Annotated in this window: 21 protein-coding genes; 15 read left to right on the forward strand and 6 right to left on the reverse strand. The window is 61.4% G+C overall.

Annotated features, from left to right (window positions below):
• Position 1: 1 nt before the first annotated feature.
• Complete coding sequence (locus tag VGG22_09280) at positions 2-310, reverse strand: YbaB/EbfC family nucleoid-associated protein (GenBank protein HEY1728551.1); 309 nt, start codon at positions 308-310, stop codon at positions 2-4.
• Entirely contained in the window at positions 307-1,884 is a 1,578-nt protein-coding gene (gene dnaX, locus VGG22_09285) for a DNA polymerase III subunit gamma/tau (protein ID HEY1728552.1), read from the reverse strand. Before dnaX ends, VGG22_09280 begins: the two co-directional genes overlap by 4 nt.
• Before the next feature lie 179 nt (positions 1,885-2,063).
• Here dnaX and VGG22_09290 point away from each other — a divergent pair, with 179 nt between their 5' ends.
• Together VGG22_09290 and VGG22_09295 are read left to right on the forward strand one after the other, a co-directional pair.
• On the forward strand, positions 2,064-3,737 hold the full coding sequence (locus VGG22_09290; protein HEY1728553.1) for a RecQ family ATP-dependent DNA helicase: 1,674 nt from the start codon (positions 2,064-2,066) through the stop codon (positions 3,735-3,737).
• 16 nt (positions 3,738-3,753) lie between these two features.
• Positions 3,754-5,445: a hypothetical protein gene (locus VGG22_09295; GenBank protein HEY1728554.1), complete on the forward strand. Its 1,692-nt coding sequence runs from the start codon at positions 3,754-3,756 to the stop codon at positions 5,443-5,445.
• Between the two features lie 4 nt (positions 5,446-5,449).
• Here the strand turns inward: VGG22_09295 and VGG22_09300 are convergent, their stop codons facing one another.
• Both VGG22_09300 and VGG22_09305 read right to left on the reverse strand, forming a co-directional pair.
• Positions 5,450-6,442: a hypothetical protein gene (locus VGG22_09300; GenBank protein HEY1728555.1), complete on the reverse strand. Its 993-nt coding sequence runs from the start codon at positions 6,440-6,442 to the stop codon at positions 5,450-5,452.
• A gap of 39 nt (positions 6,443-6,481) precedes the next feature.
• Positions 6,482-8,503 (reverse strand): M48 family metalloprotease, encoded by a 2,022-nt coding sequence (locus tag VGG22_09305; protein ID HEY1728556.1) that lies wholly within the window; start codon positions 8,501-8,503, stop codon positions 6,482-6,484.
• Positions 8,504-8,665: 162 nt separating this feature from the next.
• On the opposite strand from VGG22_09305, the gene VGG22_09310 reads away from it, so the two are divergent.
• The 7 genes from VGG22_09310 to VGG22_09340 all read left to right on the forward strand — a co-directional run bounded on the left by VGG22_09310 (position 8,666) and on the right by VGG22_09340 (position 14,827).
• A complete protein-coding gene (locus VGG22_09310; protein ID HEY1728557.1) occupies positions 8,666-9,457 on the forward strand; it encodes a septum site-determining protein MinC in 792 nt (263 codons plus the stop codon).
• A complete protein-coding gene (minD, locus tag VGG22_09315) occupies positions 9,454-10,248 on the forward strand; it encodes a septum site-determining protein MinD (GenBank protein ID HEY1728558.1) in 795 nt (264 codons plus the stop codon). The genes VGG22_09310 and minD (VGG22_09315) overlap by 4 nt, the downstream gene beginning before the upstream one ends.
• A 128-nt stretch (positions 10,249-10,376) precedes the next feature.
• Positions 10,377-11,270 carry a septum site-determining protein MinD gene (gene minD, locus VGG22_09320; GenBank protein ID HEY1728559.1) on the forward strand — a complete coding sequence of 298 codons (894 nt, stop codon included), beginning with the start codon at positions 10,377-10,379 and terminating at the stop codon, positions 11,268-11,270.
• Positions 11,270-11,701, forward strand: coding sequence for a cell division topological specificity factor MinE (gene minE / locus VGG22_09325; protein HEY1728560.1), 432 nt, complete (start codon positions 11,270-11,272; stop codon positions 11,699-11,701). Before minD (VGG22_09320) ends, minE begins: the two co-directional genes overlap by 1 nt.
• A gap of 102 nt (positions 11,702-11,803) precedes the next feature.
• Positions 11,804-12,970, forward strand: a complete 1,167-nt coding sequence (rodA, locus tag VGG22_09330) for a rod shape-determining protein RodA (protein ID HEY1728561.1) — start codon at positions 11,804-11,806, stop codon at positions 12,968-12,970.
• Between the two features lie 18 nt (positions 12,971-12,988).
• Positions 12,989-13,702 (forward strand): phosphodiesterase, encoded by a 714-nt coding sequence (locus VGG22_09335; protein HEY1728562.1) that lies wholly within the window; start codon positions 12,989-12,991, stop codon positions 13,700-13,702.
• Between the two features lie 51 nt (positions 13,703-13,753).
• On the forward strand, positions 13,754-14,827 hold the full coding sequence (locus tag VGG22_09340) for a 2-dehydropantoate 2-reductase N-terminal domain-containing protein (GenBank protein HEY1728563.1): 1,074 nt from the start codon (positions 13,754-13,756) through the stop codon (positions 14,825-14,827).
• 3 nt (positions 14,828-14,830) lie between these two features.
• Here VGG22_09340 and VGG22_09345 read toward each other — a convergent pair whose 3' ends face one another.
• On the reverse strand, positions 14,831-16,189 hold the full coding sequence (locus VGG22_09345; GenBank protein ID HEY1728564.1) for an adenylate/guanylate cyclase domain-containing response regulator: 1,359 nt from the start codon (positions 16,187-16,189) through the stop codon (positions 14,831-14,833).
• Positions 16,190-16,451: 262 nt separating this feature from the next.
• Here VGG22_09345 and VGG22_09350 point away from each other — a divergent pair, with 262 nt between their 5' ends.
• Genes VGG22_09350 through VGG22_09360 form a run of 3 tightly spaced genes read left to right on the forward strand, consistent with a single transcriptional unit; the run spans position 16,452 to position 20,568 of the window.
• Positions 16,452-19,136 carry an Rne/Rng family ribonuclease gene (locus VGG22_09350; protein HEY1728565.1) on the forward strand — a complete coding sequence of 895 codons (2,685 nt, stop codon included), beginning with the start codon at positions 16,452-16,454 and terminating at the stop codon, positions 19,134-19,136.
• 28 nt (positions 19,137-19,164) lie between these two features.
• Positions 19,165-19,794, forward strand: a complete 630-nt coding sequence (locus tag VGG22_09355) for a Fe-Mn family superoxide dismutase (protein ID HEY1728566.1) — start codon at positions 19,165-19,167, stop codon at positions 19,792-19,794.
• Positions 19,795-19,809: 15 nt separating this feature from the next.
• Positions 19,810-20,568, forward strand: coding sequence for an SDR family oxidoreductase (locus VGG22_09360; protein ID HEY1728567.1), 759 nt, complete (start codon positions 19,810-19,812; stop codon positions 20,566-20,568).
• Here the strand turns inward: VGG22_09360 and VGG22_09365 are convergent.
• Positions 20,565-22,634, reverse strand: a complete 2,070-nt coding sequence (locus VGG22_09365; protein ID HEY1728568.1) for a 3-hydroxyacyl-CoA dehydrogenase NAD-binding domain-containing protein — start codon at positions 22,632-22,634, stop codon at positions 20,565-20,567. The genes VGG22_09360 and VGG22_09365 overlap by 4 nt on opposite strands.
• Between VGG22_09365 and VGG22_09370 the strand changes: the two genes are divergently transcribed.
• From VGG22_09370 to VGG22_09380, 3 genes are read left to right on the forward strand one after another with little or no spacing between them, the layout of a single operon-like run.
• Positions 22,622-23,587 carry a branched-chain amino acid ABC transporter permease gene (locus VGG22_09370; protein HEY1728569.1) on the forward strand — a complete coding sequence of 322 codons (966 nt, stop codon included), beginning with the start codon at positions 22,622-22,624 and terminating at the stop codon, positions 23,585-23,587. The genes VGG22_09365 and VGG22_09370 overlap by 13 nt on opposite strands.
• Positions 23,584-24,522 carry a branched-chain amino acid ABC transporter permease gene (locus VGG22_09375; protein ID HEY1728570.1) on the forward strand — a complete coding sequence of 313 codons (939 nt, stop codon included), beginning with the start codon at positions 23,584-23,586 and terminating at the stop codon, positions 24,520-24,522. Before VGG22_09370 ends, VGG22_09375 begins: the two co-directional genes overlap by 4 nt.
• Entirely contained in the window at positions 24,519-25,226 is a 708-nt protein-coding gene (locus VGG22_09380) for an ABC transporter ATP-binding protein (protein HEY1728571.1), read from the forward strand. The genes VGG22_09375 and VGG22_09380 overlap by 4 nt, the downstream gene beginning before the upstream one ends.
• Position 25,227 lies beyond the last annotated feature (1 nt).

Raw genomic sequence — 25,227 nt, forward strand, 5'->3', positions numbered from 1 at the left:
GCTACATCAATCCCGGAATGCGCAAGCCGCCCGTCAACGCACCCATCTTCTTACCGGATAGATCTTGGACTTTGGTAACCGCGTCGTTGACGGCGACGACGATCAAATCCTCGAGCGTCTCAGCATCCTCGGGATCGATCGCTTCTTTCTTGATGTGCACGGCTTTGGTTTTGAACTCGCCGGTCATCTCGACGGTAACGGCTTCACCGCCGGCGGTACCGGTGACCGTCGTGTTCGCGAGCTCTTCTTGCGCCTTCGCCATCTGCTCTTGCATCTTGCGAATCTGCTGCATCATCTGGGCTTGATTCATGTGCTCAACTTCCTGACCGCATACCCGAGGAGATCGGCTGCATCATCTTCGCCATCGTCCGCCGGTTTTGCGTTCGGGGCAACGATCGTCTTGATCCCGATATTCCGCTTCGTCACGTCGGCCAGCGTCTGACCGGCAATGTCGAGCTCGCCGCGCAGCATGTTCAGCGTCGTTTCGTCGGGTACCGCGATCGTCAGCGTCGATCCGTCGAAGTCGACGAGCCTCGCCCGCGCGAGATGGCCCGAAATCGAGGGCTTCTTTTCACGGATTCTATCGATGATCGCCGGCCAATGGTGCTCGAGCCGTTGCAGGGTGAGATTGGTCTCGACCGGGGCTTCCGGTGGTGGGGCCGGTGCGGCGGGCTTCGCTGCGCGTGCGGCGGTTTTGGGGACCGGCTTGGCCGCCGGAGCCGGCATCGGCGCCGGTGCAGACGCCGCCGCTGGCGCTCCGCCTTCGAGCGCGGCGACGCGGGATGCGAGCGCATCGAGCGTCGGATCCTCGCCCTGCAGCATGAACCGCAAGACGGCCGTTTCAAGCTCGAGCCGCGCATTGCCGGAGAGACGGGCTGCGGCGAGCGCATCCATCGTGAGGCGCAGGCCGCGAACGATGCGGGCTTGCGGCGTTCCGCCGGCACGTTCCGCGGCGCGCGCGGCATCGTCGGCCGAAAGGTCGTGCTCGAGCAGCTCCGGGTCGATGCGGCCTACGAGCAAATGCCGCAACTCGGCGATCAGCCCGCGGAGCAGCGTCTGCATGTCGAGGCCCTCATCGCTGGCGCGCTCGATCGTGCGCAGCGCCGCGACCGTCTGGGCGGCGAGCATGTTGCCGAGCAGCTCTTGTGCGGTTTGCTGGCCGCTCGAGCCGAACGCGGCTTCGAAGGCCGCCAAGTCGACGTTTCCGCCCCCAAACGCTGCGGCTTGTTCGAGCATGGTGAGCGCATCGCGCAGGCCGCCTTCAGCGCGGTACGCGATCGCGCCGAGCGCGGCGTCGTCGATCGCAATACTCTCTGCCTCCGCGATCGTACGCATGCGCGCGATCATAGCGGGGACGGCGATTCGCCGGAATGCGTAACGCTGACAACGCGAGAGAACGGTCGCCGGTAATGCTTCGGGCGCCGTCGTGCACAAAATGAAGACGGCGTGCTCGGGTGGCTCTTCGAGCGTTTTCAGAAACGCGTTCGCGCCGGCCGGAGTGATCATATGTGCTTCGTCGATGATGTACACTTTGCGCCGCATCGTCGTCGGCGCGAATTTCACCGCGTCGCGCAACGCGCGGATCTCATCGATGCCGCGATTGCTCGCAGCGTCGATCTCGAGCACGTCGAGCGCAGTGCCGTCCAGAATCGAGCGACAATTCTCGCAGGTGTTGTCGGGCGTCGCGGTTGGGCCGCGTTCGCAATCGATGCAGCGTGCCAATATCTTGGCAGCCGAAGTTTTCCCCGATCCGCGCGGGCCGGAGAAAAGGTAGGCATGCGCGAGACGTCCGGTCTCGAGCGCGGTTGTGAGCGTACGCACGACGGCGTCCTGACCTACGAGCTCTGCGAACGTACGGGGCCGCCACGTGCGATAAAGGGACACGCCGCGGTGTTTGTGATGGCTTCCCAACCCCCCTCGCCCGGCGGCCTCGGGCCGTTTGGCCTTCATGCTTCGTGGGTACGAAATCATAAGCGCCGGTACGACACCGCGCTTGGTTTGTTGTCTCGACCCTGGGAAATTTTCTCTTAGTAATGGGTTTCTTTGTGTAACTGGAGCAGACGTTGAATCTTCTAGCTGCCTTGCAAGAGAAGTTCGGCTTCAAGGCATTTCACCCAGGACAAGAAGAGGTCATCACCCGCATTATGGCGGGCCAAGACATCCTTGCGATCCTCGCGACGGGCGCAGGAAAAAGCTTGTGCTATCAGCTTCCCGCGCTGTTGCTCGAAGGAACGACCGTCGTCGTCAGTCCGCTGATCGCGCTGATGAAAGATCAGCTCGACATGTTACGCGAGCGCGGCGTTACGGAAGTCGTGGCGCTCAACTCAACGTTGTCGGAAGACCAAGAAGCGGCCGCGGTCGCGCGCGTTGCGCGCGGTGAGATCAAGATCGTTTTCGTCACGCCGGAAAAACTCGAGGACCAAGTCTTCGTCGGCACGCTGAAATCGCTGATGGTACCGCTGTTCGTCGTCGATGAAGCCCATTGCATCAGCCAGTGGGGCCACGATTTTCGTCCCGCGTATCTCGGACTCGGTCACGTGATCGCGGAGCTGCACAATCCGACGGTTCTGGCACTGACGGCGACCGCAACGCCTGCGGTCCGCGACGACATTCTGGTGCAGCTCGGGATTCCCGGGACGAAAGCCATCGTCAAAGGATTCGACCGCCCGAATTTGCGTTACGAAGTTTTTCGCGCCGAATCGGAGAGCACGAAGCTGCGGACGCTACGCGATCTCTTCAAAACCGGTTTGAGCGGAACCGGCATCATCTACACCGCGACGATCAAAAACGCGCTCGACGTGCAAGCCTATCTGCACGAGCATCTCGATCTGCCGTGCGCCGTGTATCATTCGAAGCTGCAGAAGCAGGATCGCGTCTCGGTTCACAATCTGTTTCAGGCTGAAGAGATTCGTGCCGTCGTCGCGACCAACGCATTTGGTCTGGGGATCGACAAGGCGAATATCCGTTTTGTCGTTCATTACGATCTGCCGGGTTCGGTCGAAGCCTATACGCAAGAAGCCGGCCGCGCGGGCCGGGATGGAAATCCGTCGCGCTGCATTTTGCTCTATCGCATGAGCGACACGCGCGTCCAAAACTATTTCTTGACCGGCAAGTATCCGGACATCGAAGAAGTTCAGAAGGTCTACGGCACGCTGGAGCTATTCGGCGATCAGCCCGGCGGCGTATCGCTGACCGATTTGCGAAAGATCTCGCAGTTGCCGCTCACCAAGCTCAAAGTCGTCCTGGCGCTGCTCAAGAAGAGCGGTTACATTCTGGCGAGCGAGCGCGGAAAATACGCGTTGCCGCCGGCTGAAAACGGCCGCCGCATCCTCGATCTTCACAACTACGAGACGAAAAAAACGTACGATCAGAGCAAGCTGGCGATGATGCTGCAGTACTCCGAATCGGGGTCCTGCCGCCGCAAGTTCATCCTCAACTACTTCGGCGAGGATTTCGAACCCGAGAATTGCGGCGCATGTGACAACTGCATCCGCGCGATGGCGCGGCGAACGGCTGCTCCGGTTAGCGCCGGGGCGACCTTTACGGTGACGCAGTCGAACGGAGCGAATGGTTTCCGCATCGGTGATGTGGTGTCACATACGAAGTTCGGGCAAGGCACGGTCGAGCGCGCCGAGAAAGACTTGGTAACGGTGCTCTTCCCGACCGTCGGCTACAAGACGCTGCTCGCATCCGCTGTGAAGCGCTCCGCGATGCCGGCCACCGAGAAGATTGCATGATGCATAGGAAGGTTCGTTGCGCGTACTGTTCGCGTCGATCGCATTCGGCGTTTTCTCGTGGTTGTTTGTTGCGGGTCTCGTCCGTGCACAGCAGAACCCTCCCGTCCCCGCACCGAGCGGGCCGGTAAATCCTCCGGCGCCGTCGGCAACACCGACGCCGCCTCCCGGCGAAACGGCCCCGGCTACGCCCGCGCCTTTTGTCTCGCCGACCGAATCCCCGACGCCGACACCGACTCCGACGCCTGTGCCGATCACGGCCGACCCCGCATTGCTTTCGCTTTCTCCGGGGAATACGACGACCGTTCACGCCAACGGCGTTTTCGGCACGCTGACTGCGAAGATCGTCGATCCGTCGCTGGCAATCATCAGCACGGTCGATCAAGCGACGCGCACCGTCGCAATTGCGGGTGTAGCTCCCGGATTGACGACCGTAACCCTGAGCGACGACCGTGGGGTAACCCACGACGTTCCGATTCGCATCGCGTATCTCGCCGGCTCAATTGCGTCCGAAGCGACCGTTCGCATTACCGGCAATCCCGCAACGGCGCGCTTTGTCCGAAATATCGCGGCACAAGCGGCGAGCAGCGCCGCGATACTGCGTCCGGGCGCAACCGTCGCGGTCGATCCGAGCGCGGTGCAAGGCTCGCACGAATTACCGGTCAGCGACGTGATGAGCGTCGACGTTCCGCTCCAGCTCAACGGCACCGACTATTTCTCCGTCGCCGGGACGACGCACGTTCGCTTCGAGAACGTCGCGCTGCCGCACATCCGGCCCTCGCGCTTGATGGTCAGCGACTATCCCGAGCAACTGCACGAAAACGGCGTGCTGTTCACGGCGACTGTCGACCGCAGCGCCCCGCAGCGTTTCCTGTACTACCATTACAATCCGGCCGATCAACCGGCGCGACGCATTTTGTTGCGCGCGCAGAATACGTCGGCGCAGCCCGCAACGCTGCAGTTCATCACGGGCGAAGCCGGACCCGGCCCCAACGAAATGGAAGTCGGTCACGCGTCGACGGTTCGATTCATGGTTCGAGAAGCGCAGAACGAGGGCAACGTCGTCACCGTGCCGCCGAACAGCACCGTAACGCTCGTTAACCAATCGCTGCCACCACAGACCTCCGTGAGCAATCTCGTGCAGCTGCGCGAGCTGGACGGCGATCCCGTCGCGCTGACGCTCGTCGCGCAGAATGCAAGCGATCCGCTCGAGCGACCCGTCGACTCCGCGACGCTGCTCGAAAGCGAAGTCAAACACGCGCGCGGCGTCTATCGCGTCCCGGAATTCTATTTCGACTATATGTACACGATCGACGCGAACGGCGCCGATCTCGAAATGCCGATCGGTCAGCTGCCGCTTCCGAATCTCCGTGAAGGTCAGGCCCTTGCCGGCGACTACGGCGTGATGCAATCGATCAATCTCACGATCGTCAATCCCACGGCCGGACAAGTTCCGATCGCGCTCTACGAAAATCCGCGCGGCGGACGCGCAACCGGAACCTACTTGATCGATCGAACGCTGGTGCAGTCCCATGCCGTCGCACCATTCACGAAATGGAAAATCCGTGAATATCGCGTGCCGCCCCACTCGACGTTCCGCGTGACGATCGTGACGATGCCCGAAGGCGGCTCGTCATATCCGGTGCGCTTGATCGTCGCGCCGGATGACGGTAGCGCATCGCCGGGTTCGCCGACCTCGCCCGTTTACTAGCGCGTTATTTGCGGTTGCGAAAACGCGCGACCATCTCGCGCGCGAAGGTCATCGCGGACTCTTTAGCTTCGTCGTAGAGATGCGCCGCATCGGACGCGCTCATCTGGCGTCCATGTTCGTAGAAGAACATCGTGCCTTCGCCGACGACGATCGTACCGGCGTATGCGATCGCGCCTTTGATCGCGATTCCCGCAACGGGAATGAATCCGGACAGCTCGCGCGAGAGCGCGCGCCAACCGAAGCCGCCCCCGATGACGGGAACGAGCTCCCACAAGCGTTGCAGATCGGGATCACGTCCGTAGCAGGCGCCGACTTGAAGCACGAGCGCCATTTGCATTCCGGTGATTGCGAACATGTCGCCGGCCGATGCGATCGGGCCGATCACGAGGCCGGCAAGCGGAACGTGATCGAGGACCGCGCTCGCAGCCGCAATCGTCAACGAACGCCGGGCACAATCGCGCGTTAGCTTCGCGGCGCAAAATTCACGCAAGATCGGCAAGCGGCGCGCAACCGCGACTTCGACGCCGGAGCACGCTTGGACTACGTGTGGGAAGAACGCGGTGCGCAGCTCGGCAGTCGAGAGTGCGTTCATCGTGTACTCGCCGATCTTTCCGCTTTCCGGCGCCGTCGTCGGATGCGCGGATTCAAGCTCGGGGTGCACCGTTAGCTTGAAGAGCGGAACGCGCAGCGCGAGCATCGGCGCGAAGTCGACGCCTTCGTGATCGCCGGGACGCCCAAGGAAGACGACCGCTTTGACATCCGAAGCCGAGACCGGCGGCTGCCCTGCGAACACGGTTTCGACCGTCGAGGCCGCATCGGCCGGAACCATGTCGTCGTGTCCCGAGAGCAGCAGAGCGCGCAGCTCGCCGACGAGTGCGAGATCCCCGCACAAAAGGATACGGAACGGGCGCTTGGCCTCCGCACGAATCGACATGACGTCGACGCCGCCGCGAATGCGGCGTAGGAAGTCGGCACCCCCGAGCACGGTGGATTTCATGTGGCTAGTCTACCCGTGTGCCCTCGGCCGTGTTTCGGTCTATACAGGATGGGTCGCCGCTTCCGCGACCGGATCGTCCTTGTAGTCCATGTACGTCAGACCTAAGAAGATCTCGAGCGATTTCGCGCGCATGCCGCGGGCGTTGGCAACCTCGATGATCGAGCGGTTCTCCGCCTTTGCTTCCTTGACGATCGACTGCGGGGTCGCATCGGTAGCGGCGGCAACGATCGTCGCAGCCGCGCATTCGCCGGGCGTCAGGTCGTTCTGCACCATCTCATCATACGTCAGCTCCATATTCGGGAATCGCTCTGCGAGCGCGCGGCGGAGTGTCTCGTACCGTTCGCTCGGGAACCCGAGGCCGAGCATGGTGATGCGTGTTTGGACTTGCTGGGCGCGCGCCATATCCATCAGCTGCTCGGACTGCGACGCCGCGACTGCCGCATTCGACATGGCCGTGACGGCCTCGGTCATCGATGGCGTCAACGCGTTGAAGTCCGTCTGTGAGATATCACCCAACGGGTCGACGTGCACGCGCGCGAGGAACTTGAAGAATTGATCGACCTTGCCGAGGCCAACGTCGAGTAGCGCGAGCGAGCCGCGCGCCGCATCGGCTGCGCGAATGGCGTCGCCGTTCTGCGTGCTCATATCGGTAAAGAGCCTGGGATACGTCGGGAACAGCGCCAGCGCTTCGGGCGACGGTCGATCGAGCTTTAAAGGCGCGCCGAGCTCATCGAAGATCGTCGCGTCATCCTTGACCATCCCGCCTTGTTTCTTTTTCTCGAGCGACCCGATGGCCGACATCGTCGTCGTGCTCTTGTCGATTGCCGTATCGAGCGAACGCGCTAGGGCGTAGAAGTTCTTCATGACGACGTCGAGTCGAGAGTGAGATCTCGGCTGGTAGTACCCGAACCAGTACGGCAAACCGTAGGCGACGGCTTGGATGCGATCGTGAAGAGCTTTGACTTGCTTTTTCGCGCCCTCGCGCCGCGCTTCGAGCAACACGACGTTCCGTGCTTCGTCGGCTTGCGCCGCCGCGAACTGATCTTTGAGTGGCTGCAGGTTGGCTTTAAGCAGTTCGGTTTTCTTGACGCTCTCGCGCAGCGCCAACAAATGCGTGTTTGCGAGCTGGGTGGCTTGCTCGTTTCCGAGTGAAGCTACCTGTGCAAGCGTTTGTTCGCTCTTGGTGCTCTGGCCGAGCGCGAGTTGCATGTCGCCCATGCCGAGCTCGGCTTGCGCGTTATTCGGATCGCGTTTGAGGATCTGCGCGAACTCGATCGAGGCCATGCTGTAGCGGCCTTCGTTCTGATTGTGCAGCGCGGTGACGAGCAGTTGATCGTTCGAGCGCTTCTCGAAATTGACGTCCGAATTCGCCAGCAGCGCTTTCACGCGTTCCGGCGCGGCCGGATGGTCGGCGAAATAACGGTCGATGACGCCGTTGCCTTCTTTGTGCGTCGCGTTCAGATGCTGCATGAACGTGACGGCCGCGTACGGATCGTAGCCGGCGCGCGTCATCAGCAGAACGCCGTACGCGTCCGCTTCACTTTCGTCTTGACGCGACCACTTGGCGAGGAGTCCGGCTTCGGCCAGTTGTCCGAACTGATAGATCCACGGCGAGAACAGCGCGCCGATTGAAAACAGGATGTTCGTGATCGTGGCCTTGTTTTGGAGCATGACGGCGTGCCGGCGCTCGTTGTGACCGGTTTCGTGTCCGATGACGGCGGCTAGCTCGTCGTCGGACTGCACGAAGTCGAGCGTCCCTTCATTGACGTAAATGAAGCCGCCGATGGTCGTAAACGCGTTGACGTCGCCCGCGTCGATGATTTTGATCGAATATGGGAGATCTTTGCGCGCGACTTGGGCCCAGAGCTTTTTCGCGACGTCCTCCACCCACGCGTTCTCGAGCGGGTCCTTGATGATCGTGTAGGCGTCTTGCACCTGACGATCGGTCTGCTGGCCGGCTTGAATTTCGCCGCCCGTCGAGGTTGCGAGCACCGGGTGTGCCGGGGTGTAGGCACACAGCAGCATCAGTATGAGTGCAATGGCTAGCGCGCGTCGTCTCATGGCATTTTTCCCCGGGCGGATGGAAGCGCTGGCTTCGACGGGAGGCCCTCCAGGTTCTCCCGTGTGGAGCGCCCGTGGACGTTATGTGAGTAAGACGAGTTTCTTGTGCACCGGCTGTGAAGAGAGCAGGGCGACCGCGCGGCGCGTAGGCAATCGCGCCGGATGATTCGCGCCAAGGCGGGCGGGCTGGAGATCGTGTTCTCCGGCCGGCCGTTCGCTGATGGATACGACGAGCTGCGCGAGCGGCTCGCGTCGTCGCCTGATTTCTATCGCGGCGCGAGCGCGACGGTCGTGCTTGCCGAGGTCCCCTCCGGCGACCAATTGCACCTTATTGCCTCGACACTGGATGAGGCCGGAATCGAGTGGGACGGCGCCTACGGTCTCGATAGCGGCAGCGGCGTCGCTCCGCTTCCGAGGCGCGAACCACGCCACGACGTCACGCTTTCCGACAACGCACGTTCCCTCGTCGCCGATTTCGAGGGTGCGCGTAAAGATTTGGCCGGTCGCCGTCAGCGCGGCGAACGCCGCGTCGCGCCGGCGCTCGTTGCGGTCCCGGCGCGCGTCGCTGCGGCGCCCGAGCCGGAACCAGCCTCCGCTGTCCTCTACCATCGCGGCACGCTGCGCGGCGGCCAGTCACTGGCGAACGTCGGGCACATCATCGTCGTCGGCGACGTGAATCCCGGCGCCGAGCTGGTTGCCGGCGGTGACATCGTAGTCTTCGGCGCGCTGCGCGGGGTCGCACATGCGGGAGCGCAAGGCGATCGCAGCGCGCGCGTCTACGCGCTCGTCCTCGAACCGACTCAGCTTCGGATAGCGACGACGATCGCGGCGGGGGCCGAGCGCACCGGCGCGCCGGTTCCCGAGGAGGCCTTCTTGGCCGAGGCCGGCGATCGCATCGCAATTGCGCCCGCCGGTCAACCCCCACACCTCAAATCGACAGCGGAGCAATCATGAAAGCACGGCGGATCGTCGTCACCAGCGGCAAAGGCGGCGTCGGCAAAACGACGACGACGGCAAATCTTGGCGCAGCGCTGGCCGTACGCGGCAAGCGCGTCATCTTGGTCGACGCCGACATCGGCCTGCGGAATCTCGATCTCGTCCTAGGTGTCGAGAAGCGGATCGTCTTCGATCTGGTCGAGGTCGTCGAAGGCCGCTGTCAGGTGCGGCAAGCGCTGGTTCGCGACAAGCGTTTTGGTGAGTCGCTCGCGATTTTGCCTGCGGCGCAAACGCGCGAGAAGACGGCCGTCACGGAGCTCCAGTTTGCCGACGTCGTCAACAATCTGGCCGAGATGTGCGATTACGTGCTTATCGATTCGCCCGCCGGAATCGAGCACGGATTCCGCAACGCGATCGCCGGCGCCGCCGAGGCGATCGTCGTGACGACGCCGGAAGTGAGCGCGATTCGCGACGCCGATCGTGTCATCGGAAAATTACAAGAGCGCGGATTGCCGATGCGGCTCATCGTGAATCGCGTGCGTCCCGAAATGGTGCGTAACGGCGAAATGATGTCGGTCGACGACGTCTGCGACATTCTCTCCGCCGAATTGCTCGGGATCGTCCCCGACGACCCGGAAGTGATCGACACGACGAATCGTGGCGTTCCGCTCGTGCTCGATCCAACGCAACGGCTCGGTGCGATCTATACGAAGATTGCACGCCGCCTCGAGGGCGAGATGATTCCGTTTACACAGCTTGGAACCGGCGGCTTCTTCGGTCGTCTCTTCGAAGCGCTGAGAGCAGGATAGGAATAATGATGATGGTGATGGACCGAGCGCTGGACAATCGTGCAATTGCAACGGTGCTGTTGCGAGGTCGGACCGGGGGCCCCAAGCAGAGCTTTGGGGGCGCGCAGCCTGGGGCGGAGCGCCATTAAATGGAAACCCAACGAGTTGTTTCAGCACCGTCTGAATCAGCGCCCCAAATAGAAATACACACTCCTGCCGCGCCCGTCGAGCCACAGAAAAGGCCGAAGACGCGCGGACGCTCGATTGTCGTAACGAGCGGTAAAGGTGGTGTCGGCAAAACGACGACAACTGCGAATCTCGGTGTAGCGCTCGCAGCGCGCGGTGCGCGCGTCGTGTTGATCGATGCCGACGTCGGATTGCGCAACCTCGATTTGGTCCTAGGCTTGGAAAGCCGCGTGCGCTATCATGTTCTCGACGTGTTGGAAGGCCGCGTTTCGCTTGCCGATGCGCTCGTACGCGACAAGCGCGTGCCGACGCTGCATCTGCTGGCGGCTGCGCAAAATCGTGAGAAAGACGAGGTCGCTACCGACGCGATGATTGGTCTCGTCGAACAATTGCGCGGTGACTTCGACTACGTCTTGATCGATTCGCCGGCCGGGATCGAGACCGGTTTCAAGAATGCTATTGCCGCTGCAGATGAAGCAATCGTCGTATGTACGCCCGAAGTCGCAGCCGTGCGCGACGTCGATCGCGTCGTCGGATTGCTCGGCAATCGCATCAATGTGCAGCTGGTCGTGAATCGCATCCGTCCCGCACTCGTGCGTAAAGGCAAGATGCTCTCGGTAGACGACGTGAATTCAATCTTGCGCCTTCCGCTTCTGGGTGTACTCGGGGATGCACCCGACGTGATCGTCTCGACGAATCGCGGTGAACCCGTCGCGCTGGATGACGCATCCGAAACGGGTGCGGCCTACCGTGCGATCGCGGCGCGCATCGCAGGTGAAGACGTGGCTGCACCGCAGGCCGGTGAGCCGGAAGGGTTCCTCGACAAATTGGGTTCGTTCTTCGGAGGTCGTCGCTAATGCGGAAGCGGGTTATGGAATGGTTCCGAGTGATGTTCGGGACTCCGAGCTCCAGCTCGGTCGCAAAGGACCGGCTGCGGCTGGTGCTGCTTTCGGATCATCTCGCGCTCGCGCCCGACGTCATCGAGGCGATGCGGCGCGACATCTTCGACGTCATCTCGCGCTACGTCGAAGTCGACGAGGTGCACAGCGACGTCAGCTTCGAGCATAAAGACGAGGGGATCGCGATGCTCGCAAACATCCCGATCATCTCGGTCAAACCCCGCGAGCCCGGCCTTCGAATCAGCGAAGAAGGCTCTCCTAAAGAGGAGACGAGCGTGCTCGAGACCGTCAGCGTGAACGGTCACAATTCGGACAACTATGGCCGGCGGCCGCGTAAACGCCGCCGGCGCAAAGCGTCCGGAGCGTCCCAAACCGCTCCGGCGCAATAGACCATCCTCCACGCCGCTGATGCCGCCGTCGGGCGGGCCGGAATCGTGAAGGGTTGGTCATACACCGAGGGCCGGTCCACGATTTTCAAGTAGGGAGAGATCGTGGATCGGCCCTGGTATCGCTCGTTCGAGTGGCCCCTCGCAATCGCGTGCGTTTTGATAACGCTGATGGGGATCGTTTGCATTCACTCGGCGACATCGCACAGCTCGATTGCGCTCGGGGAGACCAAGAAGCAAATCGTCTACGCCCTGGGCGGAATCGCGTTGATGGCAGCCTGCGCGTTTATGGATTATCGCCGTTGGCAACGGCTGGCGCTGCCGCTCTATATCGTCATGATGGTGCTGCTCGCGTTCATCTTGTTCAAGGGCAACACGTCGCACGGCGCAGTGCGCTGGATCGCGCTGGGTCCGTTTCAATTCCAACCTTCGGAACCGGCGAAGCTGATCATCGCGATCTCAATTGCAGCGTTGCTTGCGCGCGGGACGTACCGCCGCATTCAAGATCTGTGGCTGCCGATCGTTGCGGTCGCGGTGCCGGCACTCCTCGTGCTCAAGCAGCCGGATTTGGGGACGACGCTCGTGCTGCTGGCGATTCTCACCGCGCAGCTGTATTTCGGCGTCGAGAATCTGCTCGATTTCCTCATCTACTCGGTGACCGGCGTCGTCGCTGCGCTGTACGTCATCGGCAGCGATAAGATTCTCAAGCCGTTCCAAAAAGCACGGCTGCTCGTGTTTCTCGATCCGAAGCTCGATCCGCAAGGCTCCGGCTACAGCCTCAATCAGTCAAAGATCGCAGTCGGGAACGGCGGCTTATTCGGTAAAGGCCTCTATCACGGCACGCAGACGCAGCTAAACTTCGTCCCCGAACACTCGACCGATTTCATCTTTACGGTTCTGGGCGAAGAGCTAGGATTTCTCGGCGCACTTGTGTTGATTGCGCTCTATGGTATCGTCATCGTGTGTGGGGTTCGCGCGATGTACGCGGCGCGCGACCGGTTCGGTTTCTTGCTCGCGGCCGGACTCGTCACGATGATCTTCTTTCACATTTTGGTCAACGTGGGAATGACGATCGGGATCATGCCGATTACCGGAATTCCTTTGCCGTTTATGTCCTATGGCGGATCGGCAATTCTGACCGACTATGCCGCGATCGGCATTCTGCTCAACATTGCGATGCAGCGGGACAAGCTGATCTTCGAGCAAACCGGAGAGCCCGAGCGTCCGCGCATTGGCCGCAAACCCGTGACGGCGCGGGCCGTCCTCCGCTAGGGAGCGCGTGAACGTACCGTGATCATCGCGCAGATCACGGACACGCATATTCGCCGTAAAGGCAAGTTGCTTCACCACATGGTGAATCCCGGAAAGCGTTTGCGCAAAGCGATCGAGCGCATCCGCAGCCTCGATCCCAAGCCCGATGTCGTACTCGCTACCGGCGATCTGACCGAAGCGGGCAAGTACGTCATTCCGGGAAACCACGACCGGCGCGAAGCTTTTCGTGAAGCGTTTGCGGATCAATACTACCTGCCGGCGTACGGCCCACTGCAATACACGATCGAAGAATATCCGGTGCGCTTGATCGCGCTGGACACGATGAACGATGGCGAAGCCGGCGGCGTCATGGACGAAGAACGCCTGGCGTGGCTCGATGCGAAGCTGAAGCTTGCACCGAATCGTCCGACGCTGATCTTCATGCACCATCCGCCGTTTCGAACCGGAATTCGCGCGCTTGACGCGCTGGGATTTCGAGGCTCGGATGAGCTCGGTGCGATCGTGCGCCGCAATCCTCAGATCGAGCGAATCATATGCGGACACGTTCATCGCGCGATCGAGATGCGTTGGTACGGCACGACGATTTGCACGGCGCTGAGCACCGCGCACCAATTTGCACTCGAGCTGCGCAGCATGCATCCGCTCGGAATCGTGCTCGAACCGCCGGGATTCGCGCTGCACATTTGGGGCGAGGGGGAGATGGCGACGCACCATTGCCTCGTCTCCCCCTAGATGTAATTTGCATCTAGGGGCCTGGGAAGCCGACCCGCGAACGCCCGAATCGTGAAAAAGAAGTACCGCACCCTGGTGATGGGTGCATCCTACGGTTCATTGCTCGGAACGAAGCTTGCTTTGGCGGGTCACGACGTCACGCTCGTCTGTCTGCCCCCGGAAGTCGAAGCGATCAATCGCGACGGCGTCCGCGTTCGGCTGCCTATAAAAGGAAAAGACCAGCAGGTCGAGATCGACTCGCGGACATTGCCCGGCAAGATCGTCGCTGACGGCCCGGCCAATGTGAAGCCGGGTGAGTACGATTTGATTGCGCTCGCTATGCAAGAGCCGCAGTATCGGACCCCGGGTCCCAAAGAACTGCTCGACGCGGTCGCGCGCTCGCGCGTACCAACGATGTCGATCATGAACATGCCGCCGCTAACCTATGTCAGACGCATCCGCGGGCTCGATTACAAACCGCTCGAAGCTGCGTACACGGATGCAAGCGTGTGGCAAAATTTTGATCCGGCAATGTTCACCCTCTGCAGCCCCGATCCGCAGGCATTCCGTCCGCCCGACGAGCCGCCCAACGTTCTGCAGGTAACGCTTCCGACGAACTTCAAGGCGGCGCGTTTCGGCTCCGATTCGCACACGCAGATCCTGCGCGACATGCAAGAAGACGTCGAAGCCGTGCGCTACGGCGACGAGCAGCTCGAGCTTCCCGTCAAGCTCAAGGTGCACGACTCGATCTTCGTCCCTCTAGCCAAGTGGGCGATGCTGATCACCGGCAACTATCGTTGCGTGCAGAAAGACGAAGCGCGCTCGATTCGAGATGCGGTGCACACCGATCCGGCTGCGTCGAAGCAAGTCTACGATTGGGTTCGCCAGCTGTGCATTGCGCTCGGCGCCGCACCCAGCGATCTCGTCCCGTTCGAAAAGTATGCGAGTGCCGCGCTCGGACTCTCGCGTCCCTCATCGGCCGCTCGCGCGCTTTTCGCCGGTGCTTCGAATATTGAACGCGTCGACCGGCTCGTGCAATCGATCGCGGCGCAAAAGGGAATGCACTTGCAGGTTCTCGACGAGACCGTCAAGCTCGTCGACGACCGTCTCGCAAAGAACCGCGAAGCCGCCCTCGCGAAGGCTTAGAGCCTACTTAACCTCGATAGATTCGGCGCCGTCCCACTGTCCTTGACCGCGATCGCGCACGACTGTTAGCGTGCAGCGGTCGCGGTAATAGGCGGCGACGTTATCGTCTTTGTTGGCCTCGGCGATGCGCGAGAATTTCGCGCCCGCGCTGAGGAAAAGTCCCTTGCGAAAATCTTCCATCGCGCTTTCAAACTGCTCGGCGGTTGCGGCCTTGTGTTCGCGCAGCTCTTGCGGATCGGTGTTGTAGCACTCGTAGATCTCAACGCTGCGCTTCTTGCCTTTGGCTTTGACGGCGCCCAGGTGACGCAGCATGAATGTGTTGTCGGCATCGATGCCGTCCACGACCGCTTTGCTGAGCAGCAATCCGACGCCGAACGTTTTCGTCAGACCTTCGATGCGTGATGCAACGTTGACGGCATCCGCGATCACGGTCGTCTGCATGCGGCTGCCTTCACCAACCGTTCCAAGAATCAACTCGCCGCGATGCATTCCGATACCGATCTCGATCGGCACGTAGCCCGCGCGCCGGCGTCCGGCGTTGTAGCGATTGACTTGGTTCAGAATCTCGATTGCTGCGTTGAGCGCGTCGTTCGCGTTTCTCGGAAAGAGTGCCATGACGGCATCGCCGATATACTTGTCGATGAAGCCGTGATGATTGCGGATGATCGGCGTGACGTGCTTGAGGTACGAGTTGAGGAAGTTGAAGTTCTGCTGCGGCGTGAGCTGCTCGGAGAGCGCCGTGAAGTCGCGGATGTCGGTGAAGAACACCGTCATGTCGCGTTGCACGTGGTCGCCCAGCTTCACGTCCGCAATCGTCTGCTTGTCGAGATTGTCGAGAAATTCACGCGGCACGAAGCGCGCCGAGGCGTCGGTGACGAGTTGAAGCACCGCGGTCTCGTCGGGATCTTTCGAACTCGATTGGACCGTGAAGCTCGGCGTGCGCTTACGCTGCAGCGCAAGCACCAGGCGCCGCGTTACGAGCAGCGGATTCTTGTCGTCGAACGGCGTCGTGAGAAAATCTTCGGCGCCGCGCGCGAGGCAGGCCTGAACGCGCTCGGGATTACCCGAGGGTGCCGTGATCAGAACCGGAACGTGAAAGGGCGTGCCGTTTCCGGCGCTGGCCGTCCGCAAGAGCGCTTGAATGTCGGCTCCGGCTTGCATGACGTCGACCAACAGAACATCGATCGAGCGCGTTCGGATCATTTCATTGGCCTCGGCCGGCGTAGCAGAGCTGAGCTCGCCGAGCTTCGAGTCCTGGATCAACGTCTCGAGCGTTTGTCGGTCGGTGTCCTTGCCTCCAACCCAAACGATTTTCGGTGGTGACGGCAAAACGTGGCTTCCCTTGTGAAAAGGTCGAAGCATGGACGTTCTGCATCCCATCCTCCCTAGCCCTCGGGGGCCCGAGTGAGCCGCTGCACGCCCCGGTAGAACAAGGCAAGCGAGGCAAAGGAGGGCAGCCGCGGGTTAAGGAAGGTGTGGATGCGTGGTTGTGGCTGATTTGTAGCCCGCCGCCGAAAGACTTTTTTTATTAACTAAGCAGCGCGACGTCGCTCGCGCGTAATCGCCGACCCTCAACGGGAGAGGTCCGCGCGCGCCGGGGCGACTCCGCTCACGAAAGGCCCCTTTGTCTACCGATATCCTGATCTCGAGCGATCCGTGGGAGAACCGCGTCGCGATCCTCGAGGATGAAAAGCTCGTCGAGTATTACGTCGAGCGCGAAGAAAAAATAATCGGCTCCATTTATAAAGGAAAAGTTCAGAACGTACTTCCCGGAATGGGAGCCAGCTTTGTCGACATCGGCCTCGGCCGTAACGCGTTTCTCTATGTCGACGACATCAATAAACAACCGCTGAACATCGGCGATGTCGAAGTAACGCAAGGCCGCAGCGGATTCACGATCAACGAGAAAGTCAGTCGCGGCGACGATGTGCTCGTGCAAGTCGTCAAGGAACCGCGCGGGCTCAAAGGCGCGCGCGTTTCGACGAACATCTCACTGCCCGGCAGATACTTGATCCTGATGCCGACCGGAAAATACAGCGGCGTCTCGCGCAAGATCGACAACGCCACCGAACGCGAGCGTCTGCGCAAGATCGTGCAGCGCATCCGTCCTGAAGGCATGGCGACCGTCGTGCGCACTGCAGCGTCCGGTGTCTCCGATGCCGAGCTGATCGCCGATCTCGGCGTGCTGCTGCGTATGTGGCACGGCATCGTCGAACAATACAATCGCGCACCGTCGTCTTCGCTGCTGCACAAGGACATGAACCTCGTCTTCAAGGCGGCGCGCGATTTCATCACCGTCGACGTCGGCCGCGTCCTCGTCGACGATCAAGAAGAATCCGATAAGATCCGCGATTTCATGCGGTTGCTCGGCCCGCAATACCTCGATAGGATCGAGACCTACACGGGTGGACGCAAGCTCTTCGCCGACTATCACGTCGACGACGAAGTCAACAAGCTGATGCGCCCCAAGGTGAATCTGCCCTCCGGCGGATCGATCGTCATCGAAACGACCGAAGCGTTCACCGTCATCGACGTCAACAGCGGCAAGTTCACGGGCGGCCGCAATCTCGAGGATACGATCCTCAAGACGAATCTCGAAGCTGCCTCTGAGATCGCGCGCCAAGTTCGCTTGCGTGACATCGGCGGCATCATCGTTTGCGACTTCATCGACATGCGGCGTGAATCGAGCCGCAATCAAGTCATCGAGATGCTCGAAAAGGGTTTACGCCGCGACCGCACGCGCTCGACGATTCAGTCGTTCTCGGCGCTGGGTCTGCTCGAGTTCACGCGTAAGCGTGTCGGCCGCGATCTCGCGCAGCAGCTACGCTCCTCGTGTCCGTCCTGCAGTGGCCTCGGCACGGTGATGTCGCCGGAGACCGTCGCGATCGATGCGTTCCGGAAGATTCGCGAGCACCATCACACGCACGCCACCGCGAACGGCAAACCGATTCACGTCGTCTCATCGCCGACGGTTGCCGCGCAGATCGATTACTGGTACGAAGACGAGCTTGAGGCGCTTGCAACCGAGCTTGGCAACAAGATCGACGTGCGCGTCGATACGGCGCTGGGCCCGGACCGCATGCGAATCGTCAGCAACGGTGAGGTCAAGAGACTGCCTCTGACCGTACGCGTGGGTGACGAGCTCGAGGTCGACATCATTTCGGCCGGACTTCCGAATTCGAGCTCCGGGTTAGCCGTCGTTGACGGACGTCTCGTCGAGGTCGAGAACGCCGCGGGCGCTGTCGGCCAGAGCATGAAGATCAAAGTGATCGATATCGACGAGGAAGAGACGGAGATTCTCGCCGAGCTGCGCACGCCGGTGGCCGGCGAAGAAACATTGTCGCGCCGCCGTCGCCGCCGGGGCGGCCGCGGCCGCAAACGTCCGCTCACTGCTGCCGAGCAAGCCGAAGAGTTGCGTGAATTGGCCGAAGAGGCCGAGCGTGGACTCTCGGCGCGCAGCGCCATCGGTATCTCGACTGCCGAGGAAGCTGAGAGCGAAGCCGCAGCCGAGAAAACGAAAGCCGCTCAATCGTCTGCGGAAGTCTTCGAACGCCGCGCCGACGCAGCCAATGTCGTCGGTGTCGCCGAAGCCGCGTCGTTTTCGTTGACGTCCGGCTCCGCGCAAAACAGCGAGGAGCAACCCGGACGCCGCCGCCGCCGGCGCCGCCGCCGCGCGCGTCATTCGATCGATCAAATTCTGCAAACGAACGTTCCCGAAGGCGCGCCCGCGCAGGCGAGCACGCTTGAGGCTGAGGGCACTGCGGAAACTGCTCCACGTATCGGTCCGGATGGTGAAGAACAGATCGGTGGCGGACGCCGTCGCCGGCGTCGTCGCCGTCGCCGCGGCCGCGGCGGGCGTCATCTTGGCGTCGAAGGTGGCGATCAGCCGTCAAACGGTGTCGTCCCGGATCGGCACATTTTCCGCGTCGACGGTGAGGGCGGAGCGCACGCGACCGGCGAGGTTGCGCCACGCGAACCGTCGCGCGCGATCGCGCACGTCCCCAAAGAGCGCGCCTATCCGCCTGCGATCGAGGCACCGCCGCCAAGTCTGACCGCGCCTGCGGAACCCGCGAAGACGACGCGCCCTGCGCGCCGCCGCCGCACGACAGCCGCAAATGGCGAATCCGCGACGGCTTCGATCGAAGCCGGCACCGAAGTCCCCGCGTTACCCGCACCGAAGCGCCGCACGCGCAAGGCGGCTGCGGAAACGACGGACGGCGAAGCTGCGGCAAAGCCGAAGCGCACGCGCGCAACCGGAACTCGTAAAACTTCGACCAAGAAGACGAGCACTCGCAAAAAGAGCGAATAAGCGCCCGTTTCTGGGTAAACGGGCTGATATGGTCGATCAGTTCGTTTTCAAAGTGCGCAAATGGAATCTATCGGGCATCGTCGGCATCTCCGATAAGACGCTCGAGACCCATTTCGGGCTCTACGAAGGTTACATCAAGAACACGAATCTTTTACGCGAACAAATCGCATCGCGGACGTCCAACGGAAAACCGAAGGGTCTCGATCCGACTTTTGCTGAGCTCGAGCGCCGCTTAGGCTTCGAATACAACGGCATGCGTCTGCATGAATTGTATTTCGATAATCTGACATTGAAGCCGGCGGAGCTATCAAGGGGCGGCGGCCTCGAGAACAGCATGCAGCGCTCATGGGGAAGCTTCGATGCATGGCGTGACGAGTTTGCAGCCATGGGTCAGATGCGCGGCGTCGGTTGGGTGATGCTGGCGCAAGATCCCTGGAGCGGCGACCTTTCCAATCACTGGATCGAACTGCACCAGAACGGAAACGTCGCCGGCTTTTCGCCGATCCTCGTGATGGACGTGTGGGAACACGCGTGGATCTACGATTATAAACCCTCCGATCGTGGCGGTTACGTCGAATCGTTTCTTGCCAATGTGGATTGGGCGCTCTGCGAGCAACGCTTGCAGCCCGCGCACTTAGAGGGCACCAAGATAGCCTAGCGGTACTACGGCCGAGTGTTCGATCTGCACGGCCGTGTCGCCGTCATCACCGGCTCGACACGCGGTATCGGTCTGGCTATCGCGCAGCGGATGGCTGAGTTCGGCGCGAACGTCGTCATCTCGAGCCGCAAAGAAGATGCGTGCGTTCAAGTGGCCGATTCGATTACGAAAGCGGGCGGAAGTGCGCTCGCGATTGCGGCCAACATCGGCGATCGTGAGGCGCTGCAGAAACTGGTCGACCGCACCATTGCAAGATGGGGCAAGATCGATATCCTGGTCTGCAACGCAGCGATCAACCCGCACTTTGGTCCGCTGCGCACCATCGAGGATTCCGCGTTCGACAAGATTATGGCCTCGAACGTGCGCAGCAATTTGTGGCTGTGCAACATGGTGATCCCGCAAATGGCCGAGCGCAAGGACGGCGCGGTCGTCGTCATCTCGAGCATCGCGGGACTCAAAGGCAATGCGATGCTCGGTGCTTACGGAATCTCCAAAGCCGCCGAGATCGAACTGGTACGTAATCTCGCGGTCGAATGGGGCCGCGCCAACGTGCGCGTCAACGCGATCGCGCCGTCGATCGTGCGTACCGATTTCGCACGCGCGCTTTGGGAGAATCCCGATACGTACAACGATGCGATCGCGCGTTACCCGCTCGGCCGTATCGGTGAACCGGATGACATTGCCGGCGCTGCGATCTTCCTTGCGTCACGCGCGGGCGCGTTCGTAACGGGGCAAGTGATCGTCGTCGACGGCGGAGTCACGATCGCCGGTTAAGTAAACGTTCCGGCGTTCGTCGCGAGCTTTTCGAGCAGTGGCGAGGGCGTCCAATAGACGCCGTGCGCCTTTTGAAACGCCAGGATGTCCTCGTAAACCGCGCGGAGACCGACGCTCTGCGCATAGCGCAGCGGGCCGCCGCGCCAGGCTGGAAACGCGTAGCCGTATACCCACACGACGTCGACGTCACCGGCCCGAATCGCAATGCCGTCGGCAAGAACGTTGCAGCCCTCGTTGACGAGCGCATAGATGCAGCGCTTGCGAATCTCGTCGTCGGAGATCTCGCGCTGCGTGATGCCGGCTTCACGCGCAGTTGCGCGAATCAGCGCCTCGACTTCGGGATCGGGGACGGGCGCGCGATTGCCGCTTTCGTACTTGTAGAAACCCGACCCCGTCTTTTGCCCGAAGCGGCCGAGCTCGCACAGACGGTCTTGCACTTTCGAATAACGTCCCAGCGGCGGGCGTTCTGCGTTGCGGCGCTTGCGCACGCGCCAACTGATGTCGAGTCCGGCCAGATCGACCATCGCGTACGGACCCATTGGGAAACCGAATTCGCGGATGACGCGGTCGATCTGCTGCGGCGTCGCGCCTTCTTCGAGCAGAAAATCGCCTTCACGGCGGTAATGCGCGAGCATACGATTGCCGATGAATCCGTCGCAGTTGCCCGAAACGACGCCGACTTTTCCGAGCTGTTTTGCAAGCGAGAGCGCATCGCCGATCAGCTCCGGTGAGGTCTTCGCACCGCGAACGATCTCAAGCAGCCTCATCACATTGGCGGGGCTGAAGAAGTGCGTGCCGATGACGCGCTCGGGTCGAGTCGTTACCGATGCGATCGCGTCGATGTCGAGCGTCGACGTGTTCGTCGCGAGAATCGCATCCTTGCGCGCGAGCTTGTCGATCTTACGGAAGACGTCTTTCTTGACGTCCATCTCTTCGAAGACGGCTTCGATGATCAAGTCGACATCGGATACCGCATCGAGAGAGGTCGCAAAGTGCAACCGTCCGAGACGGCGTTTCATCTCGTCTTCCGGGAGACGGCCCTTTTTGAACGTCGCCTCGTAGTTACGCGTGATTATATCCTTGGCGCGCGCAACGAGTGCTTCGTCGAGATCGATGATGGTGACGTCGGTGCCGCCGTTGGCAAGCGCCATCGAGATCCCGCCGCCCATCGTTCCGCTGCCGATGACGGCCGCCGTCTTGGCTTTGTAGCTCGAACGCGGAACGCCCGGGACCTTCGCAGCTTCGCGCTCTGCGAAGAAGACGTGAATGCGCGCTTTGGACTGTTCGGATTGGCGCAGCGTCTCGAAAAGCGCGCGCTCGTTCTTGAGCGCGTCGTCGAACGGAAGCTTGAGCGCGCCTTCGAGTGCGTCGATCGTGTAGTGCGCGGCGAGACCACCTCGCTGCGCTGGTTGGGCGCGTTTGCGAGCGGCTTCGATTGCGCTTCCCTCACCACGAACATCGAGATCGCGTGCTCGGCGCCGTCCGCGTGCAACATGTGCGCGGGCGAACGCCACGGCGGCGTCGACGACGTTTCCGTCGACGAGCTCGTCGATCAGTCCAAGTTCGTGTGCGCGTTGCGCGGAGAGCGGCTCACCGCTTACATCCATTTCGAGCGCAACGTCGAGCCCGATCAAGCGTGGAAGACGCTGGGTTCCTCCGGCTCCCGGCAAGAGTCCTAATTTGATCTCGGGTTGACCAACGCGTGTAGCTCTGTGCGCGACGCGGTAGTCACATGCTTGCGAAAGCTCGAGTCCACCGCCGAACGCAATGCCTTCCAGCGCCGCAACAAAGACCTTCGAGCCGCGATCGATGGCCGTCTGGACGTCACGCAACGTCGGACCGCTCGGCGTCGGTTTGCCGAAACCGTGGATGTCGGCGCCGCCGCTGAAGATGCCGTTCGCGCCGCACAGAACGCCGGCAACGATATCGTCATTTGCCAAAATGGAATCGACGTGCGCAGCTATTTCGGCGACAACTTCGGCGCCGAGGGCATTCACCGGAGGACTATCGATCGTGATTACTGCGATCCCGTTTGTGAGATCGAGCCGCGTTCGTGCGGTCATCATGCGCAGGAAACTCGCTTCCGGTTTTCAGAAGGGAAAAGGCAAAGCATCTTCGCGCTGAGGGGACGGCGGCCTTGCAGGAACTGGCGCAGCAAGTTGTCAGCGGTCTAGCCACCGGCTCTATCTTCGCGAGCATGGCTCTGGCCTTGGTGTTGATCTATCGTTCGATGAACGTAATCAATTTCGCACAAGGCGAGATGGCGATGTTCACGACCTTCATCGCGTGGCAGTTCATGGAGCATGGTTTCCCAATTTGGGCTGCGGTTCTGCTAACGATCGTCATCGCGTTCTTAGGCGCAGTGTTGCTCGAACGCGTCATCATTCGTCCGGTCGAAAGCGCGCCGCCGCTAACGATCGTTATCGTCACGCTCGGGCTCTTGATTACGTTCAACGGCCTGGCCGGCTGGACGTGGGGTTACGTCGTCAAGTCGTTCCCGAGTCCGTTTCCGTCGACACCGATCCAAGTCGGCGGCGTCGCTTTTTCCGCCCAGGATTTGGGTGTTATCGGCGTTTCGCTCGGAACGCTGCTCTTGATCTATTTGCTCTTTTCGCGTACCAAGCTCGGCTTGGCTTTGCGCGCCTCCTCACTCTATCCGGAGCAAAGCCGTCTGGTCGGGATTCGCGTCAGCTGGATGATGGCGCTCGGCTGGGGTCTCGCATCGGTCGTCGGCGCAATCTCCGGAGTGATGGTCGCACCGGTCGTATTTCTCGATCCGAACATGATGCAAGGCATCATCGTGTACGCGTTTGCCGCGGCTGTGCTCGGAGGGATCGAGAGCCCACTCGGCGCCGTCGTCGGCGGTTTGCTTTTGGGAGTCGCGCTTGCGCTTCTCGGCGCGTACGTCGACTTCATCGGTACTGATTTGCGCCTCCCGGTTGCGTTCGGCATCATCATCGTCGTGCTGCTCTTTCGTCCTTCCGGGCTGTTCGGACACGTACGGCAAAGACGCGTATGAATCTGCGTCTGATCGTCACGAGCGCCTTTGCGGTGCTCGTCGTGGTGCTGCCCTGGATGATACCCGCCTTCATGACGTTCGAGTTTACGTATGTCGGCGCGTATGCGATCGCGATTCTCGGTCTCGTAATCCTGATCGGCAACAGCGGCCAGATCTCGCTCGGTCACGGAGCGTTTGTCGGCGTCGGAGGCTATACGGTCGCAGTCCTGCTGCAAAGCCTCGGGCTCCCATATATGTTCTCGATACCGATTGCGGCGCTCGTGTGCGGTCTATTCGGTATCGCGCTCGGTGCGGTCGCTCTTCGTTTGGAAAGCGTATATCTCGCGCTCGCGACGTTCGCGCTCGCCGCATCCGTGTCACCCTTGCTCAAACGCTTCAAACATCTTACCGGCGGCGTTCAGGGAATCTCGATGCCCTCGGCCCATGCTCCACAAGCGCTGCAGCACCTGATTTCGAACGAAACGTGGTTCTACTACCTGACGTGGGGAATCGCAGCCGTGCTGTTCGCGATCGCGTACGCCGGGCTGCATGGTCGCGTCGGTCGCGCGCTCCGCGCGATTCGCGACAGCGAGATTGCCGCGATCGCATTCGGCGTAAATCCGGTGTTCTATAAAGCGCTCGCGTTCGGATGGAGCGCGGCCTACGCCGGTGTCGCGGGAGCGCTGCTCGCCGTCGTCACCGCGTACGTCAGCCCCGACGTCTACGGCATTCCTCTTTCATTGACGCTGCTCGCGGGCGCGGTGATGGGGGGTCTGGATCTTATGTGGGGTGCCGTGATCGGTGGTATTGCGATCGAGTTCTTGCCGCTTTGGGCGCAACGCGTCAATCCCGCGCTGTCATCGGTCGTCTACGGGATAGCGGAGGTCGCCATTATGATGTTCATGCCGATCGGCATTGCGGGCGCGCTCATGCGCATCAAGGCGGCGCGCTCGTGAACAACGGCAGCATACTTTCGGCGGAGAACCTTACGATAAGCTTCGGCGGCATCGCGGCGCTTTCCAACGTGACGTTCGACGTCGTACCGGGGCAAATTACGGGTTTGATCGGACCCAATGGTGCCGGAAAAACGACGTGCTTCAATTGCATTACGCGCCTGTACCAGCCAGCGTCCGGCACGATTGTCTTCAATGGTGAAGACATCTCGCGCGTGCCCGCGCACAAAGTCCTCGAACGCGGCATTGCCCGCACGTTTCAGAATCTGGAGCTTTTCGGCTCGATGAGTGTGCTCGACAACGTGCAAGTCGGAGCGCGCGGCGGGGCGCGCCATGCGCGCGAGATGCTCGACTACGTTGGACTCAGCGACGTGGTGAACCGGCCGGTGAGCAGCCTGTCCTTCGGTGCGCGCAAGAACGTCGAATTAGCTCGGGCGCTCGCAGCGAAGCCGCAGCTCTTGCTGCTGGACGAACCCGCGGCCGGTTTCGGATTCGAAGAGATCGGGGTCCTCGGCGATACGATCAAGCGAGTTCGCCGGGATTTCAACACGACGATCCTGATGGTCGAGCACCAGATGCAGCTCGTGATGGGGATCTGCGATCGCATCATCGTCTTGTGTTCGGGCAAGAAGCTGGCCGACGGAGATCCGGCGGAGATCGCAAGCAACCGCGAAGTCATCGACGCGTACCTCGGCGGGGGCTGCTGAC

This window comes from Candidatus Baltobacteraceae bacterium (genome assembly GCA_036489885.1).
Classification (GTDB): Bacteria; Vulcanimicrobiota; Vulcanimicrobiia; order Vulcanimicrobiales; family Vulcanimicrobiaceae; genus JAFAMS01.

Excerpts from the sequence above, each read along its gene's own strand:
- minE (HEY1728560.1), top strand. The coding sequence starts at position 11,270 with ATGCGGAAGCGGGTTATGGAATGGTTCCGAGTGATGTTCGGGACTCCG.
- VGG22_09345 (HEY1728564.1), bottom strand. The coding sequence starts at position 16,189 with ATGCTTCGACCTTTTCACAAGGGAAGCCACGTTTTGCCGTCACCACCG.
- VGG22_09300 (HEY1728555.1), bottom strand. The coding sequence starts at position 6,442 with ATGAAATCCACCGTGCTCGGGGGTGCCGACTTCCTACGCCGCATTCGC.
- VGG22_09355 (HEY1728566.1), top strand. The coding sequence starts at position 19,165 with ATGGTCGATCAGTTCGTTTTCAAAGTGCGCAAATGGAATCTATCGGGC.
- minD (HEY1728559.1), top strand. The coding sequence starts at position 10,377 with ATGGAAACCCAACGAGTTGTTTCAGCACCGTCTGAATCAGCGCCCCAA.
- VGG22_09305 (HEY1728556.1), bottom strand. The coding sequence starts at position 8,503 with ATGAGACGACGCGCGCTAGCCATTGCACTCATACTGATGCTGCTGTGT.
- VGG22_09310 (HEY1728557.1), top strand. The coding sequence starts at position 8,666 with ATGATTCGCGCCAAGGCGGGCGGGCTGGAGATCGTGTTCTCCGGCCGG.
- VGG22_09280 (HEY1728551.1), bottom strand. The coding sequence starts at position 310 with ATGAATCAAGCCCAGATGATGCAGCAGATTCGCAAGATGCAAGAGCAG.
- VGG22_09375 (HEY1728570.1), top strand. The coding sequence starts at position 23,584 with ATGAATCTGCGTCTGATCGTCACGAGCGCCTTTGCGGTGCTCGTCGTG.
- minD (HEY1728558.1), top strand. The coding sequence starts at position 9,454 with ATGAAAGCACGGCGGATCGTCGTCACCAGCGGCAAAGGCGGCGTCGGC.
- VGG22_09365 (HEY1728568.1), bottom strand. The coding sequence starts at position 22,634 with ATGATGACCGCACGAACGCGGCTCGATCTCACAAACGGGATCGCAGTA.